The 14,022-nt window shown below is 52.5% G+C and carries 12 protein-coding genes and 1 tRNA gene; 7 read left to right on the forward strand and 6 right to left on the reverse strand.

The window, feature by feature from the left end:
• Positions 1-48: 48 nt before the first annotated feature.
• Entirely contained in the window at positions 49-2,688 is a 2,640-nt protein-coding gene (gene leuS, locus Pla144_RS08735; protein WP_146450119.1) for a leucine--tRNA ligase, read from the reverse strand.
• A 181-nt stretch (positions 2,689-2,869) separates the two neighbouring features.
• Here leuS and Pla144_RS08740 point away from each other — a divergent pair, with 181 nt between their 5' ends.
• The 3 genes from Pla144_RS08740 to Pla144_RS08750 all read left to right on the forward strand — a co-directional run bounded on the left by Pla144_RS08740 (position 2,870) and on the right by Pla144_RS08750 (position 7,270).
• Positions 2,870-4,165: a homoserine dehydrogenase gene (locus Pla144_RS08740; RefSeq protein ID WP_146450120.1), complete on the forward strand. Its 1,296-nt coding sequence runs from the start codon at positions 2,870-2,872 to the stop codon at positions 4,163-4,165.
• Positions 4,166-4,231: 66 nt separating this feature from the next.
• Positions 4,232-5,440, forward strand: a complete 1,209-nt coding sequence (locus Pla144_RS08745; protein ID WP_146450121.1) for a cofactor-independent phosphoglycerate mutase — start codon at positions 4,232-4,234, stop codon at positions 5,438-5,440.
• Positions 5,441-5,488: 48 nt separating this feature from the next.
• Positions 5,489-7,270, forward strand: coding sequence for an aspartate kinase (locus Pla144_RS08750; protein ID WP_146450123.1), 1,782 nt, complete (start codon positions 5,489-5,491; stop codon positions 7,268-7,270).
• 52 nt (positions 7,271-7,322) lie between these two features.
• Here Pla144_RS08750 and Pla144_RS08755 read toward each other — a convergent pair whose 3' ends face one another.
• A complete protein-coding gene (locus Pla144_RS08755) occupies positions 7,323-7,736 on the reverse strand; it encodes a bifunctional nuclease family protein (protein ID WP_146450125.1) in 414 nt (137 codons plus the stop codon).
• A gap of 217 nt (positions 7,737-7,953) precedes the next feature.
• Between Pla144_RS08755 and Pla144_RS08760 the strand changes: the two genes are divergently transcribed.
• Positions 7,954-8,027, forward strand: a tRNA-Ile gene (locus tag Pla144_RS08760).
• Positions 8,028-8,418: 391 nt separating this feature from the next.
• Here Pla144_RS08760 and Pla144_RS08765 read toward each other — a convergent pair.
• Entirely contained in the window at positions 8,419-8,982 is a 564-nt protein-coding gene (locus Pla144_RS08765; RefSeq protein ID WP_146450127.1) for a hypothetical protein, read from the reverse strand.
• Between the two features lie 170 nt (positions 8,983-9,152).
• On the reverse strand, positions 9,153-9,911 hold the full coding sequence (locus Pla144_RS08770; RefSeq protein WP_146450130.1) for a hypothetical protein: 759 nt from the start codon (positions 9,909-9,911) through the stop codon (positions 9,153-9,155).
• A 387-nt stretch (positions 9,912-10,298) separates the two neighbouring features.
• On the opposite strand from Pla144_RS08770, the gene Pla144_RS08775 reads away from it, so the two are divergent.
• Positions 10,299-11,075, forward strand: coding sequence for an inositol monophosphatase family protein (locus tag Pla144_RS08775; protein ID WP_146450133.1), 777 nt, complete (start codon positions 10,299-10,301; stop codon positions 11,073-11,075).
• A 42-nt stretch (positions 11,076-11,117) separates the two neighbouring features.
• On the opposite strand, the gene Pla144_RS08780 is transcribed toward Pla144_RS08775, so the two are convergent.
• Positions 11,118-11,681 (reverse strand): helix-turn-helix transcriptional regulator, encoded by a 564-nt coding sequence (locus Pla144_RS08780; protein ID WP_146450136.1) that lies wholly within the window; start codon positions 11,679-11,681, stop codon positions 11,118-11,120.
• Between the two features lie 538 nt (positions 11,682-12,219).
• Positions 12,220-12,852, reverse strand: coding sequence for a glycosyltransferase (locus Pla144_RS08785; protein WP_146450138.1), 633 nt, complete (start codon positions 12,850-12,852; stop codon positions 12,220-12,222).
• A 284-nt stretch (positions 12,853-13,136) separates the two neighbouring features.
• On the opposite strand from Pla144_RS08785, the gene hisI reads away from it, so the two are divergent.
• Both hisI and Pla144_RS08795 read left to right on the forward strand, forming a co-directional pair.
• A complete protein-coding gene (gene hisI, locus Pla144_RS08790) occupies positions 13,137-13,532 on the forward strand; it encodes a phosphoribosyl-AMP cyclohydrolase (RefSeq protein WP_146450141.1) in 396 nt (131 codons plus the stop codon).
• A gap of 17 nt (positions 13,533-13,549) precedes the next feature.
• Positions 13,550-14,017: a RidA family protein gene (locus Pla144_RS08795; RefSeq protein WP_146450143.1), complete on the forward strand. Its 468-nt coding sequence runs from the start codon at positions 13,550-13,552 to the stop codon at positions 14,015-14,017.
• Positions 14,018-14,022 lie beyond the last annotated feature (5 nt).

Here is a 14,022-nt window from a genome sequence, read left to right on the forward strand (position 1 = left end):
GCAGGGCCTTATCAAAAAAAACAATACGTTTCAGTAACGGAAAGGGACTTAGTCCTTCACCACAAAACTCACCATCCGACCTGGGACTACAATCTTCTTGGTGACTTGCTTCCCTTCCAACAAAGGAGCAATTTGAGCATCGTTCCTAGCTATTTTCTCCATCTCTTCCGCATCCGCATCGGCGGGCACGGTAATCTTGCCCCTCAGCTTACCGTTAATCTGTACTGGAATCTCCACTGTCGATTCGGCCAGCACATCATCATCGTAAATTGGCCAAGCTTCATAGGCTAGTGTTTTCTCATGCCCCAAGGCCCGCCATAACTCTTCAGCAATGTGTGGTGCAAAGGGCGCCAATAGAAGAACAAAAGGCTCCAGCACTGCCCGGGGGCGTCGATCTAACTTGGTAAAGTAGTTAGTAAACTCCATCATTCGGGCAATTGCCGTATTGAACGATAATTTGGCAATATCCTCGGTTACGGCTTTCACCGTCTTGTGAAACACTCTCTGTGCCTCTTCAGTGGGTTCATCGTCACAAACCGCTAAATTTAAGGCAATCGACTCCGATCGGTCATCGATGATCATCCTCCAAACCCGACCGAGAAACCCAAACATGCCATTGACCCCTTCCATGCTCCACGGCTTGGTGGCCTCCAGAGGGCCCATGAACATCTCATATAACCGCAAGGAATCGGCGCCATATTCCTTCACTACTGAGTCTGGATTGACGACGTTCCCTCGACTCTTCGACATTTTTTCGTTGTTCTCGCCGAGGATCATTCCTTGGTTGATCAACTTCTGAAATGGCTCGGGAGTACTTACAACTCCCCGGTCGTAAAGCACCTTGTGCCAGAAACGCGCATAGAGCAAATGCAACACGGCGTGTTCAGCTCCTCCCACGTAGAGATCGATGGGCATCCAAGCCTTTTCGATTGTAGGATCGATTGCTGCCTTCGAATTGTTGGTATCTAGAAACCGCAGGTAATACCAGCAACTACCTGCCCATTGGGGCATTGTGTTAGTTTCGCGCTTATAGCGAATCCCGTCGATCACAGGATAAAGCCATTCGTCGGGAGCCTTATCCAAAGGGGGTTCGGGCCGGCCATGAGGTTTGAAGTCCTCGAGATGGGGAAGATCAACCGGCAAATCGGCTTCGTCGACTGCACGAACTCGACCGGTTGGATTTCCTGCATCATCAAGCTCATGGAGGACCGGAAATGGCTCACCCCAAAATCGCTGACGACTAAAAAGCCAGTCGCGGAGCTTGTAGTTAACGGCTTCGCGCGCTAAGCCGCGAGCGGCAAGGGATTCTGTTATTTTCCTTTTGAACTCGGCGGTAGGGAGACCATCAAATTCGCCAGAATTGATTGCCGTTCCGTGAGCTGCATAAACCTGCACGCCAGCGAGAATCCTTTGCAATTCACCATGGGAGACCTTCTCTCCGGGCTTAACAACGCATTTGATTGCAATCTCATATTGCTTAGCAAATTCGAAGTCGCGCTCATCATGAGCGGGAACCGCCATGATCGCTCCCGTACCGTAACTAATGAGTACATAGTCAGCGATCCAAATCGGAATTCTCTCACCATTGGCTGGGTTTATGGCAAAGCTCCCGGTAAAAACGCCTGTCTTTTCCTTGGCGAGTTCTGCTCGGTGGAGATCGCTCTTAGCGGCAGCCTGTCCACAATACTTTTTCACCGCCGCGGCATTTTCGGCGGTCGTAAGCCGCTCGACGAACGGATGTTCGGGAGCGATCACTATATAAGTCGCGCCAAACAGAGTGTCGGGCCGCGTTGTATAAATCCGCAGCACATCGTCACCAGGCTTCCTTGGGAACTTATGGACTGGTCGCCTTAGTGACCAGTCCTCTTCAGACCCCAAATAGAAATCCACCTCCGCCCCTATGCTTTGCCCAATCCAATTTCGCTGCAGCGCTTTCACACTCTCAGGCCAATCCACGAATTCTAAATCACTTTCCAAGCGACTTGCGTACGCGGTAATCCGCAGCATCCATTGCCTCAAGGGACGGCGCTCGACAGGATGCCCTCCCCGCTCGCTCTTGCCATCGATCACCTCTTCATTGGCGAGTACTGTCCCCAGCGCCGGGCACCAATTTACCGGTGCAAAGCTTTGGAACGCCAAGCGGTGCTCATCGCGATATTCCCGCACCGCATCCGCTCCCGCATCGGCCACTTCATCAGGAATAGGCAATTCCGAGATAGGCCGCCCTTTTTGCTGCTGTTCATCGAACCATGTGTCGTAGATCTGCAAAAATATCCACTGAGTCCATCGAAAGTATTCGACGTCGGTCGTGGCCAGTTCCCGCGACCAATCGTAGCTGAAACCGAGCATCTTCAACTGCCGACGGAATGTGTCGATATTCTTCTCAGTTTGAATCCGAGGGTGTTCACCAGTTTTAATCGCGTGTTCTTCGGCAGGGAGTCCAAAGGCATCAAACCCCATTGGGTGCAAAACGCTCTTTCCCTGCATGCGGGCCGCCCGGCAAACGATGTCGGTCGCCGTATATCCCTCGGGATGGCCGACGTGCAGGCCGTCACCACTAGGGTAGGGAAACATATCAAGCGCGTAGAGTTTCTCCCCCGTGGGCATCTGAGGAGACGCAAAAGTCTGATGCTCTTCCCAGTAGGCTTGCCATTTAGGTTCGACGGTGGCCGGGTTGTAACGGGGCATATAAAAATCGCGAAATTCAAATTGGTTGTTTGAGGTTCTTAATCGTTGAGAATCGCTAATTCTACAGTAGCAAAGCACTTGCGCAAACCGCGTGCCAGTTGACGTTCGTGGCCCAGGCCAATTACGATAGCCGCTCTGACAACGTGCAGACAAATAACCGGCTAAGGCCCCAAAAGAAGACATGGATAAGACAAAAGTAGGCATTATCGGGCTAGGAACCGTCGGCTCAGGCGTTGCTAGGCTATTGCTTGACTTTGGCGACCGCACGGGGCGGCACGCTGGCCGCACATTGTGGCTGGAAAAAGCCGTCGTCCGTGACTTGGCTAAGGCTAGAGACTGCGATTTACCTGCCAGTGTGCTCACCGATGATATCGAGGAGGTGCTTAACCACCCTGAAATTGAAGTTGTGGCCCAACTCATTGGGGGACTCGAACCGGCCCGCACAATCATGCTCAAGCTACTCGAGAGCGGCAAAGACGTGGTCACCGCCAATAAAGCCTTGCTCGCTCAACATGGACCAGAACTATTCGACCGTGCCCGTGAGCTTGGTCGTTCCATCGCTTTCGAAGCCTCCGTCGCCGGTGGGATTCCGATCATCGCCAATATCGGCCAGTGTTTATCTGCCAACCAGATCGAGTCGCTCTTCGGCATCCTCAACGGCACGAGCAATTTTATACTTTCCAAGATGCACGAAGATGGTGCCGCATACGCCGACGTGCTTGCCGAGGCCCAGCGACTTGGTTATGCCGAAGCCGACCCAACCATGGATGTCGATGGAGCAGACGCAGCTCAAAAGCTGGCAATTCTCGCGCATCTGGCCTTCGGAGCTCGCGTTGATTGGCAGGATATTCCTCGCACCGGGATCGACAAGCTCGACGTGGCCGATGTGCGTTACGCCCAAGAAATGGGTTACAAAATCAAACTCTTGGCCGTGGCCCAGTTGGTGGGCGATGGTTTGGAACTCCACGTCTCACCGACTCTTGTAAAGGCGGGCACACCTCTCGCCGAAGTGGGAGGTCCATTCAACGCCATCAGAGTAGTCGGCGACGCCGTCGGACCCCTGCTCTTCTATGGTGCTGGGGCCGGACAGATGCCGACTGCTTCGGCCGTAGTAGCCGACTTGATCGACACTGCCGTAGGCCGCACAAAGATTACTTTCAAGACACTCGAACTCTGGTCTAACCGCCAGGCCCGAGTTACTGCCAACGACTATGCCCAGGCCAAAGGCCGGTTTTACCTGCGAGCAAATGTGGTGGACCACCCCGGCGTGCTTGCCCAGATCGCTACCGCATTGGGTCGTCAGCAAGTATCAATAGCCTCGGTCCTGCAGCACGAAGCCGAAGAAGGGAGCCAAGTATTGCCCCTAGTAATAATGACCCACGAGACCACTGAAGGTGCTGCCGCGAAAGCTTGCGAAGAAATCGCTGCCTTTAAAAGCGTCCAAGGTGACCTGGTCCGTATGTGGGTGCGAGGCTGACTCCAACCAAGGACTGTTCGCTTTTTCTATGGATCGGTCACTGTACGACAAGTTAATTCAAAACTTATGAAATACGCCATCATCATCCCCGACGGTGCCGCTGACGAGCCTCAGTCCACACTGGAAGGAAAGACTCCCCTCGAAGCAGCTCGCACCCCTGAAATGGATGCCATCGCTGCCGCTGGCGTCGTGGCACGCGCATGTCACACGCCGGCGGTACTTCCCGCCGGTTCTGAAGTAGGCAACATGAGCCTGTTGGGTTACGACCCCCTGATCAATTTCACTGGTCGGGCACCCATCGAAGCCGCCGCACAGGGGATTGAACTCTCACCCGAAGATTGGGCTATCCGCTGTAATCTGGTCACCATTGAAGACCAGATCATGAAAAGTTTCACGGCAGGGCACATCTCCACTGAAGAAGCAACCGAATTGTTGGCTTCCGCACAAGAAATGCTTGGCGGCGACGGACTCGAGTTTGTCCCCGGGGTTAGTTATCGCAATCTGCTCATCTGGCGAGGTAATCAGCGTCCCGCTCCGTTCACCATGGAGATGCGCGCTACTCCACCGCATGATCTCACCGATAAATCTGTCCTTGACAATTTTCCACGAGGACCTGGAAGCGATGTCCTCAACGACCTCATGGCAGCCACTATTGATATGTTCGCCAATCATCCTGTAAACAAGAAGCGAATCGCTGCCGGAAAACCTCCCGCCACAAACATTTGGCTGTGGGGCATCGGCAAGGCACCCAAACTCGCACCATTCGCACAAGTCTATGGTCCGCAAGGGGCAATGATCACGGCGGTTGATCTGCTGCGTGGCCTCGCTACGCTTGTCGGTTGGCAGCGAATAGAAGTCCCAGGAGCAACTGGCTATACCGACACCGACTACTCCGCAAAGGGACGTTACGCCGTTGACGCCCTTAAAGAGGTCGACCTCATTTGTGTCCACGTCGAAGCACCCGACGAGGCGTCTCATGAAGGAGACTGCGGCAAGAAAGTCGCCGCAATCGAAGAAATTGATACGCACGTTGTCGGCCCAGTGCTTGAGGCATTGAAGTCCAGCGGGGATTGGCGAATCATGATCTCGCCTGATCACCCTACGTACCTCAGCACGAAAACGCACACCCACGGGCATGTCCCTGTGGCCATAGCGGGGACCGGCATCGAACCTGACCAGTTCATCAGCTACGGCGACACCAACGCCGCCAATTCACAACTGGCATTCGACGAAGGCTGGCGCACCATGGGCTGGTTCACAGGAAAAAGCAAATAGCGCAAAGTTCCATTTCCGAATTCCGCACTCTGCATTCTGCATTTAATTATGGGTATCATCGTTCAAAAATTTGGCGGCACTAGTGTGGCCGACGCCGACAAAATACTAGCCGCTGCTCGCAAGGCAATTCGAACTCAACAGCAAGGCCATCAAGTGGTCATGGTGGTCAGTGCCATGGGCAAAAACACCGACGTCTTGGTGGACCTGGCCGGCCAGATCACCAGCAATCCACCCGCGCGGGAAATGGATATGTTACTCTCTACGGGTGAGCAGGTGAGCGTTGCACTCATGGCGATGGCCATTACCGAACTGGGAAGCAAAGCAGTGAGCCTCACCGGAGGGCAAATAGGTATCAAGACTGATAATTCTCACACCAAAGCCCGCATCCAGTCCATTTCAACTGAAAGGATGCGTAAACATCTCGACGACGGGCATATCGTCATTGCTGCTGGCTTCCAGGGAATTGATGACGATTTCAATATCACTACACTCGGTCGCGGCGGAAGTGATACGACCGCCGTTGCACTAGCTGCGGTGCTGCAGGCCGATGCCTGCGAGATCTACACCGACGTCGATGGCGTCTTCACCACCGATCCGCGGATCGTCGCCGAAGCCCGCAAAATGGACCGTGTCAGCCATGACGAAATTCTGGAGTTAGCTAGCATGGGCGCGGGCGTAATGCATAGCCGCTCGATTGAATTCGGCAAGAAGTTCGGCGTGCCGATTCATGTCTGCAATAGTGCCAGCTTCAGCGACGAACCCGGCACCGTCATAGGCCTGCATTCCGAGAGCCAAGATCGCCCTGTGAGCGGCGTTGCATTGACCAAGAATGAAGCGTGGATTTCCCTGGCTGATGTCCCCGACCAACCCGGCACGATGGACACCCTGTTTTCAAAACTTGGTAGCGTGAATGTGGCGGTCGACATGATCGTGCAGAACGTAGGCGAAGGGGGCAAAGCCGAGATTTCATTTACTGTACTGGAATCCGACCTACCCACGACTTTGAAGGCGGTCAACATAGTTGCCAAAGATCTGGGAGGAGTCGAAGTTACCCACGAAGCAAACGTCTCCAAAGTGTCGATCGTCGGGCTGGGAATGGCCACTCAGACGGGCGTCGCCGACCGCATGTTTCGCGCGTTGGCCGATGAAGCAATCAACATCCTGGCCATCACGACCAGCCAGATAAAGATTTCTGCCCTCGTGCCCCGCGATCAAGCCATGAAAGCACTGCGGGCAGTCCATGGCGAATTTGAACTTGAGAAACAGCCAGGAGACCGCGCAGCTTTTGGCAACAAATCAACAGTCACTCTTCAACCAAGTCCTGTTGATGTCGTTGACCGCCTACAACGCATGGAAGATCTTACGATCGATGATATCCAACTCGACGAAACTCAAGGTCGCGTTACCGTCTCCCAGGTCCCCGACAAGCCAGGCATCGCCGCCGAGATCTTCGAGGCAGTCGCTGCTGAAGAGATCATGGTCGACATGATCGTGCAAGGGACCGGTCGTGACGGTTTAGCAAACGTCAGCTTTACAGTGCCAATGGAAGCGGTGTCAACCGCTACCGAGATTGTTCGATCAGTCGCTGCACAAATGGAATGTGGTCCCGTCACGAGCGATCCAAAAATCGCGATCCTCTCCGTGTTCGGCATAGGCATCCGCACTCACACAGGGGTCGGCGTACGAATGTTTCAAGCATTGTCCCGTGCAGACATCAACGTCGAAATAGTCAGCTCCAGTGAGATGCGTGTGAATGTGGTCGTCGACGCAGACAAAGGCCCTGCAGGCCTGCAAGCCCTACAAGCCGCATTTGCCGACGTCATCGGATGAATGAAAGCGGAATGAATCAATTCTCATTCCACATGCTTCAATCCGCAACTGTTTAAAGGTTGTTTTCGTCGATCACGTCGTGCAGCACGTCTTCAGCGACATAGATCGGGAGAGCAGGATTGCAACTGACAGCTACAGCAATTGCATCGCTGGGGCGGGAATCGATTTCAATTAGTTCTCCCTCATGACGCACTCTAAGCTGGGCATAGTAGGTGTGTTCTTTGAGTTCATTGATCACAACGTCCTGAAACTCGCCACCGAGTGTTTCCACTGCGTTAACTAATAGATCGTGCGTCAACGGCCGCGGGGCTTCAAACCCCTTCACCCGACGGTCGATACTCGTGGCTTCAAATATGCCAATCAGGATGGGAAACATCCGCTGGCCATCGATTTCGCGCAACCAAATGACTTGCTCGCTGGTGACCTCACTGATCACGATCCGCGCTAATTCCATGGCCACTGGCATATTGGAAATCCTTAGGGGATGAATCGCATTTACTCACCCTTCATAAGGGTGTCTGCCTTGATTATAGGTCCGCACCCGAAGGGAGTGCTACCGCTTCAGACAGGAGATTTTGAAAGAGGGCTCTCAGGATTCGCCAGTGAATGAGACAGATCCGATCAGCTAATTCAGGGGCATGTTGCCAGATTACATGCGATCGGCAATACTCGGAGGTTCGCTCGGTCCGGTAGCTCAGTCGGTTAGAGCAGGGGACTCATAATCCCTTGGTCGGGGGTTCGAGTCCCTCCCGGACTACTTTTTATTTTTTCTTCGGGATCTATGCCACTTCTTGGCAGCTCTTTGAAATCCTATTGCCCAAAAAATCAGCTTTTACAGCATCTGTGCGGTGGAGAGGATGCACTCATAGAAAAATGATGTCAATGCTGGCCGATATTTCCCTTCACGGATCGGCGATCATCCTCACGGGGCATTCAATTCCATAAATGATGGTGCTTGGGAAAGCAGAGTCGTACCGCTACTCCTAAACAGCGAAGGAGTGGAAGCGCATGATTGACCGCTGAAGATAATCGACGGGTTCTTTCGACCGTAGCATTTTGTGGGAATTATCTAATCAAAAAAACCATTTACTTCGTCGGGCTAAATAGCGTAGGGGCCTACTCGTTGCGACGGGTTACACCTCGACTGGCTAGCTTCCAACCATGTACTGTACCTGCTTGCCTAGGAATGCTGCGACAGATTTGGCTAAGGATTCCACGCGCTCATTGCGATTGTTCTCGGTTTCATCAAGCGTAATCGATCTTCGCGGACTCTTAATACGCAAAATCGCTCTCTGGACAGTGGCAGTAGTTTCAGGTCGGTCATCATGACCGGGCCGCCACTCGTTGGTAGCTTCAACGATCACACTATCAACATGTTCGAGTTTGAAGCTACATGGCTTTCCTACTTCAATCACGGGCGATCTTACTTGATAATCGCCTGTCCCTGTCGAAGAGTCGAGCACCAGCGTCAATCGCCCAACTCCGAGAGTGATAGCCCCTATCCAGAATAACCCTTGGCCAATGAGCACTCCTATCGATAGAGGTAGAAACGACCATCTCCATCCGCCGCTCGCTTGGTAGGTCATCCAGATCAAAGCGACTGCACCGGTAGTAATGAGTGCCCCGCAACCGCACAACACGATCATCCAGATCCGCCGACCCGGAATGCCGACTAGCACTAAGTGTGAATCGGTTTCACTCTGAATGTACATTTGCAACCTCAGCAAAGTTTATGTCTAGCAAGCGAGGCGGATCAAGTTCGCTTCGCTACACCACACTCGTGGCAGGAATAGTAAACTCTTCCTTGCACCACCTCACTTCGCCAGCTTCCATAGCTTACTTGAGCGGGGCCGACCCGTTCCTCCCAAAGAAACCCTTGGCCTTAAGCTGTCAGTGGAGGTAGTGAACTTGCGAAATCTTTGAGCAGGCGGGGTGCGGTTTCGATATCTCCCTCGCGCGGGATAAAGAGGCCGCGGACTCGCAAGCGGCGAATGACCCCTTTCTCTTGGAATTCGCCACCAAGAGTTCGCTGCAATGTCCAACTGTCGGACTGATCATCAACGGCTTGCCAAGTGCCCAAGTCCTCTGGATGTGTCATCTCCAAATAGCTCCAACTTCCCTTTGCACCACGCAGCAATACCCCTGCGAATTCATCACATGTAAGTTCTTGTCCAGAGGAGATCAGTCTTGCTTTCTTATGAGAATCAGGAACGAACCAGGCTTCTTTGGCATGAATCGAAGTGATCGTTTGCACCTTGGGATAACTTTCCAGAAGAGATGTTTGCAGCGAGACAATTGCATCGATTATCACTAGTCTCGAATCAGTTATTTCAACTCGCCAATATACATCCAGTGAAAATGGCTGCGAGTGGGTCTCTGGATATCTCGCCACTAGGTCTCTGCCACGGACAAAGCAGTCAAACCCCTCGTTGATTGACAGGCCTTGCTCGGAAAAACCTTGCGCAAGTCCAATTCCTAACACACTCCCAGTAAGAGAAACGGATTCTGCAGAGATCGTGCGAAGACCTAAGACAGGGCGTTGAAGATTCAGATGCGCACTAAAAGAGCCTGTCTTGAGTAGCGCATCGTGACCACGAAGCTGCCACATTACCTCAGTAGAATTGTTATGCTCCAAATTCATTGAGAAACATGAATGCACTGCAAATTGTTGCTATCGTAATCCCAGCTTGGATTCTGAGGATAAAAAAAACCCCGCCGAACACCGAGGTGCTGCGACGGGGCCGGAACAGAGAAGAGGCCAAATGTTTTCTTGGGGGGGGATAATAGATATTAGGCAAACACCTTCCACACTTTCGCGGTTGGGTTGACTGAAGAAACACTTGTCCCCAGTTCACTTGTTCATCCATAATCATACCAATTCAGAACTCTGTGTCCAGCTTTCTGGGGAGAATCTTCTAGATTTTTGCTTGAACCGCTGTTCAATTTTGCTACGTTCAGCCCTTATTACCTATTCGATAAGGTTTTACGTTGATGCAAATTGGCTAAACTATCAGGAAGAGCATTATTCATGCCAGAATCAACAGAATTGCTTGTAACCTGTGAACTTGCAGCTCGCCGGGGCGCGGAAGAACTCATCCGCTGGCGTTCGCGATTCACGACACGTGAAAAATCAGCTCACGACCTGGTCACTGATTCCGACCTAGCCTCACAGAAGGCGATTCACGAGGTAATAAGCTCGGCATTTCCTGAGCATGGTTTCCTGGGGGAAGAAAGCCCTGATCCAACTCAGCTCGAAGAGCCCTACTGCTGGGTGGTCGACCCTCTGGACGGCACGACCAACTACGTCCATGGATTTCCCTGTTACTGTGTTTCGGTGGCCGTGGCGGAAGCCGGCCGGGTAGTTGCTGGCGTAGTTTTTGATCCAATTGCCAACAACTGCTTCAAGGCAGCATTGGGACAAGGAAGTTGGCTCAATGGAGAACCGATCCGGATCAGCCGTGAAACCGATTTGAGCCGGGCCTTGGTGGCGGTGAGTTTTCCGCCGGAAATACACCCTGACTCACCGGACATTCAAGCTTTCTTGCGCATCAGTCCTGCCTGTCAAGCGGTGCGTCGGACCGGGTCTGCTGCGCTCAACCTTTCCTATGTGGCTTGCGGTTGGTTAGACGCCCACTGGGCAGCGGCGATCCATAGTTGGGACTCTGCAGCCGGCGTACTGTTGGTGGCCGAGGCAGGCGGGGTTGTTGGTTCTTTTGCTGGAAATGAATATCAACTTGCCCAGGGGGACTATTGCGTGGCTAGTTCACCTGAGTTGTTTGATCAAGTACAAGCTCTCTTGAAGTAAAGGAACGGCAATACCGGAGGATTTCGCCTTCGGCTCACCTTCTTAATAGCCGCGATTGGGTTCTGTAAAAAACGAGTCCGGAATGGATCGTTCAACGATCCGTCCTAAGTCGTTTTGTGTGCGAAGTTGACCCACGGTGTGCCAGGCAGAAACGTCTGACAATTCGGGCATAATCTCCGCGATCTGGCTCACCAACATGTCGGCGAGTCGTTTGACCGAACGATCGTGCGTCGATTCTTGAATAGCTTTCGCCGTCTTCATCACACGAAGCATATTTGCCCGCCGCGTGACAGGTTCAGAAAGAGGTCCTTCATTGTCTACCAACAGGTCGACCAACGGGACCTCCAAGACTTTTTGCCACCGCAGCAAATCTGATATCCTTAGATCGGTGTGGGGGTTCTCCTGCTCGCGAATCTCGTTGACGCCAATGTCCATTTTGCGTGAAAGGGCCCGAGTCGTCGCACCTTGCTGAGCGCAGACTTCCTGGATGCGATGATAAGTGATCGGTGCTTGAGCAGGCTGAGCAGAATGATCAGCTTTAGGATTCGTTCGAGGGACTGGGACTTCGAAACCGTTGTTATCGTAATTGTATTCGACGGTACTCATTTTGGGCGCACTCCTCCACGAGACTAGAAACCAAGTCTCCATGAATTATCGTGCTAGGGGCATACTGCCTATCGACGGCAGAGAAACCTGCCGAGCATAGAGCCTCTAGCACTATTTTTGTTCCGGAAAATAGCTGGTTACATCTTCAATGTAGAAAAAGGCGCAACAAATAGCCGTCATTGCTTTTAAGTTGCGAAATGTAGGAAACTCACCAACCAACCAGCCGAGAGAGGTTTTGCCCGCGGTGAATGCCTATATTGAAAAGCCGCTTCTGTATCTCCAAGTTATACGTCAGGTGCCACGAAGCGATTTTCCACTGACAGATTGCATCGTATCCTGGTCGCGTTGCAAGGTCAAGAGTCTACGAATGCATTGAACTCAAACCATGGCAGCAATCAAGAAAGTACCATGAACAGCCTCTATTTGGGCTGGATGCTTCGATAGCTTTCATGGACATCTAGGCGAAAAATCAATCAGGCGCTTCTTTGAGTTTGTCGAATGCAAGCTTGAACAAATACTTGAGCCAACACCCATCACGTCAAGGAAGCATTGGTAGTGAAGAAAATCCCGAAGGAATGCCTGCAAGACAATCAGCAAGCGGCAAGCCAGTCGCTCCGGCGCATGGAGTCGGCCGAACTTGGTCTGTGGTTTGGTGCCGACGACGAGGCACTAGGGGTTTTTCCAAATGAAGCCAACTAAATCCAACGACCTGCCGATGGGCACGCTCCATGGTGTTCTGCAAGGCTCGCACAGCGCTGAATCGCCTGGATCCGTGTGAGTCGAGGCCTGACTGGGTCTGTGCTTCACTCGCGTTCACGAGTCGGGGATTTCCTTGCTCGTCTAGCAATAAGTTCCTAAGTTCCAATGAGCTTATTGGCGAAACCCCATCATGCAGGACGACCATTTCGAGGGAGAGCCGATTGCGGACCAAATCCAACACGGCTGCTAGACCACTACGGAAGGGTTGCCTGAGTACCTTGACCTGAGGAAATCTGCAAGCGAGCTCGCACGCTGTCTCAAAGGTGTCGTCGGTCGAGCCATCATCGACGATCACTAGATCAAGACTCAGTTTAGCATGAACCGAAAATTCAAGTATCTTGTGCACTGACGAACGAATCACCCGCTCGCAATTATGCATCGGCAAGACGACCGTGAGTTGCTCTTTCAACATGCTGACTCCTGTCTGAGGGTCAATCAAAGGACAGTGCCCGACGAAATCGAACGCTGCTCAATATTGAGATTCACTATCGGAAGCATCGACTCACTTTCCCACTGACCTGGAGGATTTGGCAATACCCACCGATTGATTCAATCTTACCCACGCTGACGATCTTAGCGATTAACCCACGAGACTAGACGGACCTGTATTCAACGCCAACTGCAAAGAGTAAGCTAACGATTGGCCCCGATGCGGGCTCAGATAATCAACAGGATCGATGCTATCTCTCCATTGCCATGCCTAAAGAAACACGAACAGTTCCCGATTTCGCCCAGGGCAATGGCCTTTTACCCGCCATTGCTCAGGATGCAGAAAGTGGACAGCTACTCATGCTTGGCTATATGAATCAAGAAGCGTGGGACCAAACGCTTGCCACCGGCCAAGCGGTCTACTACAGCCGTAGCAGGAAAAGGCTTTGGCACAAAGGTGAAGAAAGCGGGAATTTCCAAATCGTAAAAGCGATCTACTTGGACTGTGACGCGGATACAATCTTGTTGAAAGTCGAACAGATCGGTGGGGCTGCCTGCCACGAAGGTTACCCCAGCTGTTTTTTCCGCAAATGGAACGGCTCCGAATTCGTCCTGGAGGGCGAACGTGTTTTCGACCCCAGTCAAGTCTATGACAAACCTTAATTGAGAGAAGCAATACCGTGAGTGCAGACGCCCGCTTGGAAGCCTTGAAAGTCGAATTACCCCCAGCCCCCAAAGCTATGGGACTCTATCGACCCATTGTCGAAGTCGACAATCTCCTCTATCTGTCAGGACATGGCCCCCTGAAACCGGATGGCAAACTGACCTGTGGTATCGTCGGGCAAGATTTGGATCTCGCCGCCGCACAACTGGCCGCTCGACTAACTGGCTTGGCTGTCTTGGCTTCGCTGCAAGCCCACTGTGGCAGCCTCGACCGCATCAAGCGACTGGTTAAGACTTTTGGGCTGGTGCGCTGCACACCAGATTTTGTCGATCAACCTGCAGTGCTCAACGGGTTTAGTGAATTGATGAGAGATGTTTTTGGCGAGGAGGCTGGCATCGCTGCCCGAAGTGCCGTTGGAGCGGCCTCCCTCCCCGCGGGGATGGCGGTGGAAATCGAAGCTATCTTCGAACTCAAAATTGATTGAGAAAC

The organism is Bythopirellula polymerisocia, assembly GCF_007860015.1.
Classification (GTDB): Bacteria; Planctomycetota; Planctomycetia; order Pirellulales; family Lacipirellulaceae; genus Bythopirellula; species Bythopirellula polymerisocia.

Excerpts from the sequence above, each read along its gene's own strand:
- leuS (WP_146450119.1), bottom strand. The coding sequence starts at position 2,688 with ATGCCCCGTTACAACCCGGCCACCGTCGAACCTAAATGGCAAGCCTAC.
- Pla144_RS08740 (WP_146450120.1), top strand. The coding sequence starts at position 2,870 with ATGGATAAGACAAAAGTAGGCATTATCGGGCTAGGAACCGTCGGCTCA.
- Pla144_RS08745 (WP_146450121.1), top strand. The coding sequence starts at position 4,232 with ATGAAATACGCCATCATCATCCCCGACGGTGCCGCTGACGAGCCTCAG.
- Pla144_RS08750 (WP_146450123.1), top strand. The coding sequence starts at position 5,489 with ATGGGTATCATCGTTCAAAAATTTGGCGGCACTAGTGTGGCCGACGCC.
- Pla144_RS08755 (WP_146450125.1), bottom strand. The coding sequence starts at position 7,736 with ATGCCAGTGGCCATGGAATTAGCGCGGATCGTGATCAGTGAGGTCACC.
- Pla144_RS08765 (WP_146450127.1), bottom strand. The coding sequence starts at position 8,982 with ATGTACATTCAGAGTGAAACCGATTCACACTTAGTGCTAGTCGGCATT.
- Pla144_RS08770 (WP_146450130.1), bottom strand. The coding sequence starts at position 9,911 with ATGAATTTGGAGCATAACAATTCTACTGAGGTAATGTGGCAGCTTCGT.
- Pla144_RS08775 (WP_146450133.1), top strand. The coding sequence starts at position 10,299 with ATGCCAGAATCAACAGAATTGCTTGTAACCTGTGAACTTGCAGCTCGC.
- Pla144_RS08780 (WP_146450136.1), bottom strand. The coding sequence starts at position 11,681 with ATGAGTACCGTCGAATACAATTACGATAACAACGGTTTCGAAGTCCCA.
- Pla144_RS08785 (WP_146450138.1), bottom strand. The coding sequence starts at position 12,852 with ATGTTGAAAGAGCAACTCACGGTCGTCTTGCCGATGCATAATTGCGAG.
- hisI (WP_146450141.1), top strand. The coding sequence starts at position 13,137 with ATGCCTAAAGAAACACGAACAGTTCCCGATTTCGCCCAGGGCAATGGC.